12 protein-coding genes and 1 rRNA gene are annotated in these 14,836 nt (G+C 41.2%); all 13 read right to left on the minus strand.

Annotation, left to right across the window (positions count from 1 at the left end):
- Positions 1-128 precede the first annotated feature (128 nt).
- Complete coding sequence (gene fumC / locus CH352_RS07740) at positions 129-1,523, minus strand: class II fumarate hydratase (RefSeq protein WP_100705259.1); 1,395 nt, start codon at positions 1,521-1,523, stop codon at positions 129-131.
- A gap of 84 nt (positions 1,524-1,607) precedes the next feature.
- On the minus strand, positions 1,608-3,713 hold the full coding sequence (locus CH352_RS07745) for a hypothetical protein (protein ID WP_100704749.1): 2,106 nt from the start codon (positions 3,711-3,713) through the stop codon (positions 1,608-1,610).
- A 143-nt stretch (positions 3,714-3,856) separates the two neighbouring features.
- A complete protein-coding gene (locus CH352_RS07750) occupies positions 3,857-5,119 on the minus strand; it encodes a malic enzyme-like NAD(P)-binding protein (protein WP_100704750.1) in 1,263 nt (420 codons plus the stop codon).
- 59 nt (positions 5,120-5,178) lie between these two features.
- Entirely contained in the window at positions 5,179-6,555 is a 1,377-nt protein-coding gene (mnmE, locus tag CH352_RS07755; RefSeq protein ID WP_100704751.1) for a tRNA uridine-5-carboxymethylaminomethyl(34) synthesis GTPase MnmE, read from the minus strand.
- A gap of 6 nt (positions 6,556-6,561) precedes the next feature.
- Positions 6,562-7,272, minus strand: a complete 711-nt coding sequence (gene jag, locus CH352_RS07760; protein ID WP_100704752.1) for an RNA-binding cell elongation regulator Jag/EloR — start codon at positions 7,270-7,272, stop codon at positions 6,562-6,564.
- 22 nt (positions 7,273-7,294) lie between these two features.
- Positions 7,295-9,151 carry a membrane protein insertase YidC gene (gene yidC, locus CH352_RS07765; RefSeq protein ID WP_100704753.1) on the minus strand — a complete coding sequence of 619 codons (1,857 nt, stop codon included), beginning with the start codon at positions 9,149-9,151 and terminating at the stop codon, positions 7,295-7,297.
- Between the two features lie 2 nt (positions 9,152-9,153).
- Complete coding sequence (gene yidD / locus CH352_RS07770; RefSeq protein WP_100704754.1) at positions 9,154-9,381, minus strand: membrane protein insertion efficiency factor YidD; 228 nt, start codon at positions 9,379-9,381, stop codon at positions 9,154-9,156.
- Positions 9,378-9,698, minus strand: a complete 321-nt coding sequence (gene rnpA / locus CH352_RS07775; protein WP_100704755.1) for a ribonuclease P protein component — start codon at positions 9,696-9,698, stop codon at positions 9,378-9,380. Before rnpA ends, yidD begins: the two co-directional genes overlap by 4 nt.
- A 9-nt stretch (positions 9,699-9,707) precedes the next feature.
- Positions 9,708-9,869 carry a 50S ribosomal protein L34 gene (gene rpmH / locus CH352_RS07780; protein WP_100704756.1) on the minus strand — a complete coding sequence of 54 codons (162 nt, stop codon included), beginning with the start codon at positions 9,867-9,869 and terminating at the stop codon, positions 9,708-9,710.
- 141 nt (positions 9,870-10,010) lie between these two features.
- Positions 10,011-10,127: ribosomal RNA gene (rrf, locus tag CH352_RS07785) — 5S ribosomal RNA — on the minus strand.
- 57 nt (positions 10,128-10,184) lie between these two features.
- Entirely contained in the window at positions 10,185-11,018 is an 834-nt protein-coding gene (locus CH352_RS07790) for an Fpg/Nei family DNA glycosylase (RefSeq protein WP_100704757.1), read from the minus strand.
- 9 nt (positions 11,019-11,027) lie between these two features.
- Positions 11,028-13,367 (minus strand): hypothetical protein, encoded by a 2,340-nt coding sequence (locus CH352_RS07795; protein ID WP_100705260.1) that lies wholly within the window; start codon positions 13,365-13,367, stop codon positions 11,028-11,030.
- 131 nt (positions 13,368-13,498) lie between these two features.
- Positions 13,499-14,755: a pyridoxal phosphate-dependent aminotransferase gene (locus CH352_RS07800; protein WP_100704758.1), complete on the minus strand. Its 1,257-nt coding sequence runs from the start codon at positions 14,753-14,755 to the stop codon at positions 13,499-13,501.
- Positions 14,756-14,836 lie beyond the last annotated feature (81 nt).

Raw genomic sequence — 14,836 nt, forward strand, 5'->3', positions numbered from 1 at the left:
GTAACCTTCAAGTTTGTTCAAGCAACTCCGCAACAATAATCTGTAGGGTTTCGATCCGAATTAAAAAGGCAGTGTTTTCACACTGCCTTTTTTTATACCTAATTAGGTTTTAGATCTTTCAGATTGGATCAATCCACACTCGGAGAGATCATTTTTTCAGGAAGAACCCATTGGTCGAATTGTTCGGACGTCAATAAACCAAGTTCAATGCCGGATTCTTTCAGACTAGTTCCTTTCTTGTGCGCATTCTTTGCGATCTTAGCCGCGTTATCATAACCGATATGCGGGTTTAACGCAGTCACAAGCATCAAACTATTCTTCAAATGTTCTTTGATATTTTCCTTATTAGGCTCGATCCCTCGCGCACAATGTTCTTCGAAAGAAACTGCAGAGTCCGCTAATAAACGAATAGAGTTCAGAACATTATGAATGATCAGCGGTTTGAAAACGTTCAACTCGAAGTTTCCAGAAGCACCACCAATATTCACTGCAACATCATTCGCGATCACTTGAGAAGCAACCATGGTCATTTGTTCTGACTGAGTAGGATTTACTTTTCCAGGCATGATAGAAGAGCCCGGCTCATTCTCCGGAATAGAGATCTCACCAATTCCGCATCTAGGTCCGGAAGATAACCATCTCACGTCATTTGCGATCTTCATAAAAGAAGCAGCGATTGTTTTCAGAACTCCGTGAGTCTCAACCAAAGAATCGTGAGCAGCCAATGCTTCGAATTTATTCTCCGCAGAAGTAAATGGAAGTCCTGTTTCTTTAGAGATCTGAGCCGCAGCTTTTATAGCAAACTCTGGATGAGTGTTTAATCCAGTTCCTACTGCAGTTCCACCTAACGCTAATCTGTATACGGAAGGAAGAACGGACTTCACTCTTTCAATATTGTATTCTAGCTGTTTTACATAACCGGAGAATTCTTGGCCAAGAGTTAAAGGAGTCGCATCCTGTAAGTGAGTTCTTCCGATCTTGATGATATCTTTAAACTCATCAGACTTCTTCTTTAGAGTATTCTTCAGTTGTTCTAACGCAGGTAGAAGTTTATTCACTAATTGTTCCGCAGCGGCGATATGCATAGCTGTTGGAAAAGTATCATTAGAGGATTGGGCCTTATTCACATCGTCATTCGGATGGATCGGCTTTTTAGAACCTTTTACTCCGCCTGCAATCTCAATCGCACGATTGGAGATCACTTCGTTGGAGTTCATATTGGTTTGGGTTCCGGAACCTGTTTGCCAAACGCTTAGAGGAAAATGTTCGTCCAATTTTCCGGAGATCACTTCGTCTGCCGCTTGAACGATCAGATTTTTTTTCTCATCTGTCAAAAGACCAAGCTGAGCGTTTACGATTGCTGCTGATTTTTTAAGAACTCCAAGAGCACGGATCATTTCCCTTGGGAAACGATCGTTCCCGATATGAAAGTGATGAAGAGATCTTTCGGTTTGAGCACCCCAATATTTGGAATCGTCTACCTGGATTTCTCCCATGGAGTCGGTTTCGATTCTAGTTTTCATGAATCCTCCGTTCAATAGTAATGAATTGATCGGGTTGGATTTTCCGGGATCGGAACGAATGTCCTAATCAGAACTTGGGGTCGATCACTCGTCTCGGAATTTGCGAAGAGTATCCGCTAAGGCTGCAAACTCCGGTTTTTTGGCGGTGACATTCTCCAAATATTCCAAGGTAGAATCCAACCAGGCGGAATCGGATTCCAACTCTTTCCGGATAAATACATGCCGGATAGAATTCATGGAGCGAATCTCGATATATCTCCGCTTCTGGTCATAATACATAAGGTCGGCTACTTTGTCTTTTCCGAATTCCGGAGAAGAAGTAGCATTCACTACTTCATCCAGCCAGATAATTCCGTTATTTTTACGGTCCACGTAATCTATCGCTTTCTGGACCTTTGCAGGGATCAAAGTGGATTTTTCCTTAGGACCAACTAATACTCCCAAAGACTTTTTCTTTTTAGGAGCTTCCTTTTCAGGCTCTGCAGAAGGTCCGTTGCTTGCAGACTTCTTACTTTGTTTGGAAGGCTGGAACTCGTCAGCAGGCTCTATGTCTTTTTTAGGAGAAGGAGAAAGATTTACTCCAAACAAACCAAGTATCCATTCCAAAAGTTTTACCAAGATAGATTTGGAGTCTTGGATCGCTTTCAGTCTTTGTTTTTCGGTCTCTTTTTCCCAGTCTGCTATGGCCTTAGAAAGACGGATCTGCTCGTCTATCACGAGATCGGAGTCCACACCTTCCACAACATCCTTTAGAAAAGCATAAATTCCTTTTAGTTGTCCGTTCTTACGGATCAAAGCATGAATAGAGGTCCTTCTTTCCTTATTATTTAAAAAAGAAGAAACCACATTTTCAAGAGCAAGTGCTACGATCCCTGGACCTGCGCCTGTCACTTTTTCTCTGGTGAGAATATCATTTCTTGTTTTGAATCTCTCTAGCACCTGATCCAAAACTTCAGTTTTAGTAAGACCTGCAGCTTGGATAGATGAGTCTTTGATCTTTAAAGCACCTAAGTCCACAACAAGAGGCTCTTTGGATTCTCTAATCCGAATAACTATATCACTAAAGGCTAAATTGATCAGGGACTCTTTTCTCAAACTAGAAAGAGAATCCATGGAACTTAAGAGCACTTCAAAAGCTTGTAAGAATATATCCGAACCTTCCCAGGTTTTTCCGGAAGTAAATGCAGGGTGTTTGGATAATTCTCTTAGATAATCCGGACCTTGCTCCATGCCGGAAGCTTTGATCCATCCAGATTGTTCACCAGGAAGAAGTGACATTAAGATCTTCCTAGATAAACCGATGAATAGTTCGAAAATGATCTCTAACTCGGTCTCTTCATTTGCATTCGGTTTTTTAGTATCTAAAGATGTTTCACCCACAAGTTCTTCCAAAGAAGGTTGGATGACATGAAATTCTAAATGTAATCTTAATAAAGGAGGACGATTTCCTCTTTTCTCTAAAGCAAGTAACGCGTCCGGGACCGCTTTGATCTGCGATAAGAAGGCAATAATCTCATTCGGCTTTTTACTCAAAAGAGAAATTAAAGAAGTCAGTATATCTTCTCTGATCTTGAAATTCCTTTGTAGAAAAGATTCCACCGAAAGAGTTTTAACATTTCTCATTGAGTAAGGAAGATTTCTAGGATCTTGGAAATCCAAAAGATTTCCTTTTTCATCAGTGTTCAGGTATTGTCGTATAACCCAGTCTCTTAACTCTCCAGCAGACCTTCTATCCGCAAGATTTATATCTCTTCGGATAATGAATTGTAAAAACGCGCTCGTCGATTGAGCCAAACAAGCGGACTTGATCTTTTGGATCTGGTCAGCCTTTCTGGAAGCGGGACGGATGGCAACATTAGCCAATCCTAATTCTTTTGTATCTTCTGAAACGAATAGATATTGGTATAGAACGAATCCGTTTTTATCTTCGAAGTATTTTAGATCTGAAGGTTTTAAAAATTGTAACTGTTCGAATTTTGCGAGAGCAAAGGGAGAATAATTGAATAGAAAGAAGTTCTCCACTCCCTTCTCGATCATATCCAAATCCCTCATCGCTTTAGGAGTTGTTTGGAGAAGAAGGTTACGAAGTTCCTCTTCCGGGATCAGATCGATACGATCTACCGGAATGACGCCATCTTCCGAGAGCGAATTCGAAGCCGGGGGCGTGGAATTACTTTCCATTTCGGGCATAAATTCTTCCCTTTTGCTCCGATCTTGATTTGGCTTTTTGTTAGAGCCGAGCTAGTATTAATATTTTCGGAAACAAATACATGCTTTCTTGAGCAAGTTCTAAGGGTTTAGACGCCAAATTCCAAAGTTTCCGGAAAGAGGTGTTAGGACCTCATCAAACCTTCTAGGAAAGAAATGTAATTTTCTCGCCCAGGATATGGTCTTCTCGCAGTTCCACTTTGGACTGCTGCTTCCGCAACTGCCGGAGCTACATGATACAATACCCTTTGATCAAAAGGTTTCGGGATCAGATAATCAGGACCGAATACGAATTTTTCTCCACCATAAGCAAGGCTGACCGCATCCGGAACTTCCATCCTAGCGAGTTCCGACAAAGCTCTAGCAGCGGCCAATTTCATTTCTAAGGTGATATGTTTTGCTCTTACGTCTAAGGCCCCTCTGAAAATGAATGGGAAACCTAATACGTTATTCACCTGGTTCGGCATATCGCTTCTTCCGGTTCCCATAATGATATCAGGACGAACCTTTTTAGCGACTGAGTATGGAATTTCAGGATCCGGATTTGCCAAAGCAAAGATGACTGCGTTCGGAGACATGGATTTTACCATGTCTTCTGTCACCATATTTGCTGCCGAAACTCCCACAAAAATATCCGCATCCTGCATAACGTCCGCGAGAGTTCGGGCGCTTGTCTTCTGAGCGTATTTTTGTTTGGTAGAATTTAGATCGGTTCTTTCAGTGTGGATCACACCTTTTGTATCCACCAAGAAGATATGTTCTTTTCGAATACCGATATGTTGGACTAATTCAGTGATCGCAATGCCGGCAGCCCCCGCACCACAAACAACCATCTTCACATCGCTCGGACGTTTTTTGTTAATCTCGAACGCATTCAATAATCCGGCAACAGTAATGATCGCAGTTCCATGTTGGTCGTCATGGAAAACAGGGATATTCATTGCTTTGATGAGTTCTTCTTCTATATAAAAACTTTCGGGAGCCTTGATATCTTCTAGGTTGATCCCACCGAAAGTAGGCTCGAGCATTTTGACTGCTTTGATAAAATCATCCGGATTTTTGGCGTCTACTTCTATGTCAAAAACGTCTATCCCTGCGAATTTTTTGAAAAGTACAGCCTTACCTTCCATCACAGGTTTTCCTGCGGAAGGTCCGATATCTCCCAAACCTAAGATTGCGGTTCCGTTAGTGATAATTCCAACCAGATTCCCTTTGTTGGTGTATTCGTACACCAGATCCGGATTTTCTTTAATTTCCAGACAAGGATAAGCAACTCCCGGTGAGTATGCTAAGGATAAGTCGAATGAATCTCTAGTCGGCTTTGTTGGAACAACTTGTATTTTACCCTTTGGATGAAGGGAATGATATTCGAGGGATTTTTCTCTCATAACGATAAAACCAATTTTTCGACAATCGGGCCTAGGTTCTATTATATTTCTGAAAGAGCTTATTTCCCAACGCAGAATTTACTAAAAATTCTTCCTAAAATTTCTTCCGTGTCCACTCTTCCATTTACTTCTCCGATTTGTTCCAATGCGGAATCTATTTCTTTGATGTAAATCTCAGCCGGGGCCCCTTCTTCCATTAAAGTCAGACAGTTTTCCAGGCTTCGAGTGATAGAAGAAAAATGAAATCTGTTCCTTTCTTCCAAAAGGACATAATCTTCTGAACTTTCTAAACCTTGTAGTTTAACAGAAACTTCGGAGACCAGAGTATCCAGACCTTGTCTAGATTTGCAGGAAACTTCGACTAAGACTGTTCCAGGGTAATTTTTCTTTAAGATATATTGAGGATCCCAGCTTGGGTCCCTTATATCCGATTTATTTGCCGCTACTATTGCGCCTTCCAGCTTAGATCTGTTCTCTTCTGCAAATTTGTTCCAATCGTTCTTTTGAGAGACATCTATCACGAAAAGTCTTACGTCTGCTTGGGAGAATTCTTTCTCACTTCTTTCAATTCCCATCTTCTCGATCTTATCTCTAGTTTCTCTGACACCTGCGGTATCTATAAGTCGAATAGGAACTCCAGAAAGTAAAAAGTCCTCACTAATATAATCTCGAGTTGTTCCGGGAATTTCCGAGATAATAGAACGATCTCTTCCTAAGATCAGGTTCATCAAACTAGACTTACCTGTATTCGGTTCTCCATACAATACGACTCTACTTCTTTCCAAAAGAGTTTCAGTCTCGCTGGATCTCTTTAGAAGGTTGGAACAAATATCCGAAATAGAACGAATTCTTTTTTTTCTTTCTTCTAAGGATTCGAAAGTAAGATCTTCTGTAGAGAAATCGATCTCCGCTTCGCATTCCGCTTTGAGTGAGATCAGCTGGCTTCTTAAATTCGAAGCGAGTCTGGAAATTTCTCCGAATGCGTTTTTTTGGGCCAGCTCCAATTCAAATCTGGAACGGGCGCCTATAATTCTTCCGATAGCTTCCGCTTCGTTTAAATCTATTTTACCGTTTATGAATGCTCTTTTAGTAAACTCGCCTTGTTTAGCCGGTCTTGCTCCGGAACGAAACAAACACTCTAAGGCTTCCCTAAGTAAGATCGGATTTCCGTGAGTATGTATCTCACATAGATCTTCTCCAGTAAAAGAATTCGGTCCTGCGAAATAGATAAAAACTACTTGGTCTAATTTTTTCTCCCCATCTACAAAACGACATGTATATGCGTTACGAGGTTTGATAGAAGAAAGAGGAAAGGCTCCCTCAAAAAAAGATAAATGCCTATAGGCGATAGGAAGTGCTTCCGGTCCGGATAACCGAAGAATGCCAATGGCACCCGCCCCGGAAGCTGTGGAGATAGCCGCTATCGTATCAGCCACGACTGATCAGTAGTCGTTTACTTCCTCGAGTAAGTCCCCGTTTGGACTTTTTTCGACGACGTCTTTGTACTTGTGTTTGTCCTTCATCGGAATGATGCGAACTTTTTTATAAGTTCCATTTCCTTCCGATCTGGTGAAAACTTTTTCGTTCTCTTGCAGAGCCATGTGAACAATCCTTCTTTCGAAAGGATTCATTGGCTCAAGTAATTTGGACTTACCAGATTTTGCTACAGAAGAAGCTACTGACTTGCTCAATCTGATCAAGGACAACTCTCTTTTGTCTCTGTAAGATTCGGTATCCAGAACGATCTTACGACCGTGACGGATCTTAGAATCCACCATCAAGTTTACCAAAAATTGAAGAGCATCCAAAGTAGCTCCTCTCTTTCCGATAATCAGTCCGGATTCGCGGCTGGTAAGTTCTATATAGATCTTTCCATCCACGTCTCCCATTCCGACTACTTCCGCTTCTACTCCCATCTTGCGGAGAAGTGTAAGCACTACTCCATGGATGATCTTTTCAGCCGGAATATCAAAGTTCGAAACGAATGCTCGAACTACTGCCGGTTTTTTTTGTGTTAAACCTAAAAATCCAGACTTACCGGATTCGACAGTTTCGAAACGAATGTCTCCGGGTTCTAATCTTAAGGTTTCTAACGCGATCTCTTCAGCCTCGGCTTTTGTTTTTCCTTCGGCTTCGAAAATATAGTTTTCCATATCGTATCCTCGATATATGAATTCACACTTTTACAGGGGTTTCGTCTTTCTTACGAATATTGGTTACCCACTGTTGAGCAATGGAAAGGATGTTAGTCACAGTCCAATACAATGTCAGTCCGGATGGCATACTCCAAAGGAAGAACACCATCATAACAGGCATTAAATACATCATCATTTTTTGGTTCGGGTCGGTCTGCACTGAAGTCAGCTTCATAGAAAGGAACTGAGTTCCGACCATCAATAATACCAATAAGTTAATAGAAAGTCCGGTTGCGGAAAGATAAGGAATTGCCGGAGAAGTCCAGATAAAATCCGGCTCACTCAAATCGGAGATCCAAAGGAATGGAGATTTCCAAAGATCGATCGTATCCGCAAACGCAACATACAATGCGAAGAAGATAGGAAGTTGGATCAGCATCGGAAGACATCCACCCAATTGAGAGAGTGGATTCATGTTATGCTTTTTGTATAACTCCAGCATCTTCTCTTGTTTTTTTGCAGGATCGTTAGCATACTTCTCGTTTAACTTTTTAAGTTCAGGAGAAAGTGCGCTCATCTTCTTCATCGCCTCTGCCTGTTTTTGGTTCAGAGGATAGAAAACTAATTTGAATACCAATGCAAAGAGTAGAATACCGAAACCGTAGCTTGGGATCGTGTATTTATAAGATTGTTGCAAGAACCAAACGATACCGTTTCGGATCGGAGTGAACACACCTTGGTTGAAAGATTTGTTCAGGTCGGCGCTTATTCCTGCGAAAGTAGACTTAGGATTTTTAAACGGATCCAATTTAGGATCTCTAAATAACATCCCATCCCATTCTCTAATTCCAACATAGTTTGCGAAGTCTAGAGTTTCTTCTTTTCCGGGCTCTAAAGAAATATTAGAATATGCTAAGATAGTTCCTGTTTCGTTTTTCTTTCTGTTATCTAAAAGAATTCCTTCTGCAGGATAATTTAAAGTGTCCGTTGCGGCTAAGAAGTAACGGCTACCGGAACCGATATAGTCCACACCTTCTCCGCTGCTCCAAACTTCTTTATAAAATTCGTTTCCGTTCGGATGCCCAAAGATGAAGTTACGAATTCCTTCCCAGAATCCCCAAGCGTCTCCGCCGTCGGCAAAGTCTTTCTCGCTTCCATCCATTCTATACACACGGAAGAATTTGGAAAGTTCCTGAGGATTTGCCTCTCTGTTTAAAGGAATAGGACCCAAACTTCCGAAAGTTCTCAGGTATGCAGGCTTTTCACGATTTCCAAAATAGAGTTTTTCTTTTCCGATGTTGGTGATAGAAATCTCTGTTTTGAAATAATTTTCGTGAGGGAAAAATCTAAATACTTTCTTAAGAAGAACACCTTTCTCTGCAGCAGTGAATGTAATACTTTGATCTTCTTTGTTTTCTTCCGCTTTAAAATTCAGATGATTCCATTCTGAAGTGGCTACATCTTCTTTTTTATGCGAGAAGTTGAAGTCGAAACCTTTTCCTCTGGAAAGTTCGATCGCCTTGATCTTCTCGCCTTCCACTTCAATATCTTCGAAGTCCGCTCTGGTGATATTGATCTCGGTTCCTTCTATATCCTTGTAGTTTCGGATGTAGAATTTTTCGATCCTTCCCCCTAAGCTGGAAAGAACGACTACGTGTGCTTCCGTTTTGAATGTAAAAGTTTTTACATCCTTAGGATTCGTAGCAGTTGCGACAGGTTTAGGTTCGGCCTTAGTTTCCTGTTTTACGTTTTCCTTATTTTCAGAAACAGGAGTTTGTTCTGTCTTCTGTTGCAGTTTCGGTTTTCCTGATTCTGGGTTGAAGTAATAGGTTACTAAAAACCAAACTCCCATGGATAAAATTAACGCGAGAAAAAGTCTGTTTTGTCTATCTTCCATTCCTAATTCCTTCTAGGGTTGGGTGGTAAAGGGTCTTCGCCTGCGGCGAAAAGTGGATTACATTTTAAAATTCGTTTTGTGCTTAAATAAGTCGCCGACAAGAAATCGTATTCTTGGAAAGCCTGCATTGCATATTCGGAACAGCTAGGATGAAATCTGCAGGAAGGCGGAAGAATAGGTGAGATCCAACGTTTATAAATTCGGATCAAAAAGATGGCTAGTCGGTTCATTTTAATCTACGAGCTAATAGACCCAAACAAGCCAGAAGTTCGGTATAATCTTTTTCGAATAGGCTCGGTTTCGCAAGTATCGCGATATCGAAACCCTTTGGAAAAAAGCCTGCCGTTTCGGCCACGGCGGCTCTTAATCTTCTCCGTATCCGGTTTCTACGAACAGCCTTTCCGACCGAACGTTCGGGGCAGTATAAAAACCTGTTTTGTTCCAGGCCATTTCCCCGATAAATCACCGTGAGAGGAGGATTGGTTACCCGTTTTCCGGAAGCAAAAAGTTCCCGGATATCCTTCTTAGATGTAAGTGTCTCTTCTATATGGGTTCGTTAGAATTTTTTACCAGTTCTTTCGTCAGAAACGGTTAACTTGTAACGGCCTTTAGCTCTTCTGCGGGAAAGGGTTTTTCTTCCGCCGGCGGTCGCCATTCTGGCGCGGAATCCGTGGGTACGGGCACGTTTAATCCGGCTGGGTTGGTATGTTCTTCTCATATGGTTCCCTGTATTCTCTAAGATTGCGTTTTAAGACCCTAGCTCGGTCTTACCGGTTTACATTTTTTCCGGAGAACCAAGGGTCAATCCGTTTCTTTTAACGGATTATTACTATTAAATATAATGGAATAAATAATGGCAACCCGGCAACGTCCTACTCTCCCACACAGCGAACCATGCAGTACCATCAGCGATGAGAGGCTTAACTTCCGTGTTCGGGATGGGAACGGGTGTGGCCCTCTCTCTATAATCACCGAGAATCTAAGGACAGTCTGAAAAATTTGCTTGTACTGTCAAGCGCGATTTATTTTAGGTTCAGAGGGTTTTGTTCCAATCTATGAACTGTTCTCCGGGCACTCTCTGGCAATTGGGACAGAAGAAGGAATCGTGACCCAAAACATTCGCTCTGCGGATCGTGGTTCCACAACGTGGACATGGTTCATTCTTCCGATTCCTGACTTTCACATGCTCTCGAACCTTAAAATCCAGAGGAGCCTGTTTTTTGCGGATATAATCTATAGAGTCGTTTAAGACGGATTTGATGCTATGATAGAGTTGGATCTTCTCTTCTTCCGAAAGTTTGTTACAAGGAGTTTTGGGATGGATCTTAGAATTGAAAAGAATCTCGTCTGCGTATGCATTTCCGATAGCACTGAGTTTAGTCTGGTCCATAAGAAAAACACGGGTTTGCTGTCGATTCTTCTCCATTCTTTTTAAAAATTCTTCTTGGGTAAAGTTTTCGGAAAGAAGATCAACTCCTTGATCAGAAAACTTTGGGATTTGGGAGAAGTATTCAGGTTCCGTAAAATATACCTTTCCCATATGAACGTCGTCTGCATAGTTCAGGATCTTATTTTGGAATTTGATCCGAACTGCGAGATCCTTCTTTTTATATTTTGGATCTAAGGAGAAACGACCGGCAAGCATCGGATGGATGATAATATTTCTGGGACCGAATTTAAAATTCAGAAAAGGTCCGGTTCTCTCCAATGTTTCGAAAGTAGAACCAATAAACGAAGTTTCCGATTTTCCGCCGCTTAGGTTACGAACAACAAGAGGATCTAAGATCTCTATCTCTTGGATTATTTCACCTGGAAGTTCTTTTAAAAGACGTTCTCGAATGACTACCAGATCCGGAAGTTCGGGCATAGGATTTTCCTATTTCTTTTTACGGCTAGGAAGATATTTATAATATTCTACTTCTATCGTATTAATTAAGAAAGTATAATATTTAACGAGTTTTTTATCGTATTTTTTCTTTTGGGCTTCGTTCCTTAAGAACTCAGAAATTTGATCTCTGATTAAAGGAGCTTTTAAGTCGGTATGGCTTAGAATGATTGTGCTTGGCATTCCGACCGGAACAATTTCATCCGGTATCGCGATTGTAGCTGAGTTTTGAAGAAGTGCGTATTCAACTGTGGATGCTACTTTATCATCGTCTGATTCAGTTCTAAGATGAGCTACTGATTGGCGGATATTATCTATATTGTCCCAGATCTTTTTGCGCATTGATTTAGAATCGTGGATCTTATCCTGGATCTTAGTGAATCTATTCGGGAATACAAAACGTTCTGCGCCTTTTGCTATCAAACTTACTTTCTTTTCTTTAGGGCTTTCTGCCTTTCCAAAATGTTCGTCTGCATCGTCGTCGTCACTGCTAGGATAATAATCGCTAACCGTTGAAATTCCGGAATAACTCGCAGCAAATCCCCCGCCGCCGGAAGACTTAGGAACTCCACCTGGACCAATATCGGATTTTTCTTTATCTCTAAAGAATACTGCAAGTAGTCCACCGATCACAAGAGCGACAGGAAGTCCGACCAAGATCACGCCTGCTGCATTAAAATGAACACTCGCGATTAGGAAGAAGAGCATTGTCCCTACAAAACCCAATAGCCCCATGGAAAGATTTACCTTCTTAGCGAGTGCCTCGCTCTTCTGGCGATCTTCTACTTCTCTTTCCATGAGAGCGGCGTCTTGTTGCAGTTTTACTATGTAATCCGCTTTGAGCATAGAATTCAAAGCAGGATTCTTGGAACTAACTAAGGATGCATGGATCTCTTTCGCTATCGTAAGTTCTTTTTCGGCAGCTGGGCTTACTTTGGCGTCAGCAGTTAACTTATGCAAAACCGCCGCCATGTATCCTGGGTCGACCACATATACTTCGGTAGTCCCATCTTCTCTTTTGGTTTCTTTCAAACCGAATTTGGTTTTTAGATCTGCAACGATCTCATTCGTATATTTGGAAACAAGTTCAGGATCAGTGATGCCCACTGCATCCAGACGTTTTTCAGGTATGAATCTATAAAGAGTAAGATTGTTTTGAGAATGTTCCTTTGCCTGTATATCCAGACGGTTCTTCAAACTTTTGAATGCGCCTTCAATCTTTCGCTCACTCAATAGAGCTTTTTCTTGAATCAGTTTTCGGATAACTCGAACGGATTGTTGGCAGGTCTCAGCGACTCTTTTTCCTAGATCATCTTTTTCTTTATCGAAAGGAAAATCTTCTACAAGTTGAATGAGTGCTTCTATCTTTTCGCTGTTTTGTTTTTTACCAGGCTCAGCATTTCCATGAAAAGTCTCAAAGTCCTGGATCCGAGCTTTGAACAAATTATATCCTGCTCTTTCTGCAAGTTGCTTGAGATAAGTAAGAGCGAATACCTCTAGAGCATCACTTTGAGCTCTATAATGCGCGATCACTTCCGGTTGGTTTACATAAGTCCCATCCGGATTGAGTTGAAGATCATCCAAGATCAAATGATAATCCGGAAGGATCTCTACTACCGCACCTTTGTTCTTTGCGTAATTTGCAAAGTCGGCAAGGAAATCATTCATCGGAATATAACTATAAGGTTGGAAGCCTCTTCTGAGAAGACTTGCCATCTCCGATTGTAAGGAAGCAAGTTTAGGATATAACCAAATCTGTCCGCTTTTGTTTTTATGAAGAAGCATTGCACCCGGACGATCTTCTTCCAAAGCTCTCGGCTTCTTTGCTCTATTATTTAAGATAAGATCTATCGTTTCTTCCGAAAAAGAAAAACATGCCTTTCTAAAAGGAGTAACGTCGGTCTTAGCTTCTTTTTGTGGAGAAGCGATTGAGATCCGAGCTATAACCTTGTTCCCGTTTCGGACCAAGAATGGGTAGATCAAAGCGGATTTGTTTCTTCCTTTCTTTTCGATATCCATCAATTGGCGAAGAGCCATATCGACGGAAGGTGGGGACTTTGCTTGCTCGCTTAGGTTCCTGTATTTGTTTAGAAGTTCCCCTAGCTTGTCCAGGGTGAGAAGGTACGAAGGATGAACACTTTTAGAGCCGTGTTTTTCGGTCTTTTTATGCCAGTCGCGAAGCTCGTCCAGAATGCAACGAGCGGTAGCAGAAAGTCCAACGGCTCCATCGTTTAAGAAGATGTAATCCGGTGCCAGGGCCTCCAGATCGGGGGCCTTGTTTTGACTGGAAGCTAGCTCCTCAAAGGATATTTCCTGCTCCAAGGTTTCCATGTTTTGCACCGTATCGGAACAACAATCCGAGTAAGGAAATTTTCTATCGTTTCCTTCCAACCAAGATCTATAAAAGAAAGGGAGAATGAAACAATTTTATTCCGCTCAGTATTGGCTGAAATTAGATCGAATTAATCCGTATTAGTACTTAGAATTTCGCCTATTTTTCGTATTCCTTCTTGGATTTCCGAATCTTCTCTGGCAAAACTAATACGGACAGAATCCTCACCGTAATTATCTCCACTTTTAGTAACCGGAAAGAAATATTTACCTGGGACTATAATGACCCCTTTTTCTTTCATTAGGGGATATATTTCAGAAATTTTTTTGCGAAGTCCCGTAAATTTGACCCAAAGAAAGAAGGCTCCTTCGCTTTCATGGATCTTATAATTCAACTTGCCGTTCCATTCTTTACGGATGGATGAAATAGCAAGTTCCCTTTTTTTGAGATAGTAAGGTTTTACTATGTCTCGAGAAAGTTTAAGCCATTCTCCCGATCTTACGAATTCCAAAGCAATGTATTGGCCTAAATTTCCTCCGGCCAAGTTCAGAACTGCATTCGCTTTATTTAATGCTTTTATAATTTCAGGATCTCCTAAAACAAAACCTGTTCTGACACCAGGCAAACCTATTTTAGAAAAACTGAAACTTTGGATCATTCCTTCCGAATGAAATAATTTTTCATCCGAAAAAACGATCCCTGGAAAAGGAAATCCATATGCGTTATCTAATAAGAATGGAATATTTCTACTTCTCGCAAACTTAAGTATCTGTTCTAATTCTTCTTTCTTCGCAACTCTTCCGGTTGGATTTGTAGGTCGGGACAAAACCACACATCCTAGATCTTCTTTTACACTATCAAAAGAAGAAGGATCCAACTCGTAACGAAATCCATCTTCTGAAGTAGCAACTTCTTTGCCTAAAGAATAAGAAAATGAATCCGGATCAATCGGTTGATCCAAGTAGCCAATGTATTCCGGTAAAATCGGTAAGAATATTTTTTTGAAACTTCCGTCTTCAAATCTTCCGGAATAGAAATTTAGTAAAAGATAAAATGCGTTTTGGGAACCGTTAGTGATCGCAATCTGATCTTTGGAAATAGAGTTTCCGGTTTCGGAACTTAATAAAGAAGCAAGTGTTTCTAAAGTTTCCTCTTTGCCTGTGGGAGTTTCATACTTTCCCAATATGGAATCCCATGCACCTGACTCAGAGAATTTGCTTAAGATCTTTCTCCAAACTTCTTCCACTTCCGGGATTAAAGAAGGGCTTCCACCACCCAACATGGAGACCCCGGGAGCAAGATTGCCAAGGTCCTCCATCAATTGGCCGATCCCTGTTTGGTTACGAAATTTGGCTCCGAATTTGGAAAAAATGAAATCTTTACCCATAAGGTTATTCCACTTTTCTTTTTGCAAAACTGCCGAAAAGATAATCTAAGAGAGGTGGGAATTTTTTTCTATTATCCCATC

This window comes from Leptospira hartskeerlii (genome assembly GCF_002811475.1).
Taxonomy (GTDB): Bacteria; Spirochaetota; Leptospiria; order Leptospirales; family Leptospiraceae; genus Leptospira_B; species Leptospira_B hartskeerlii.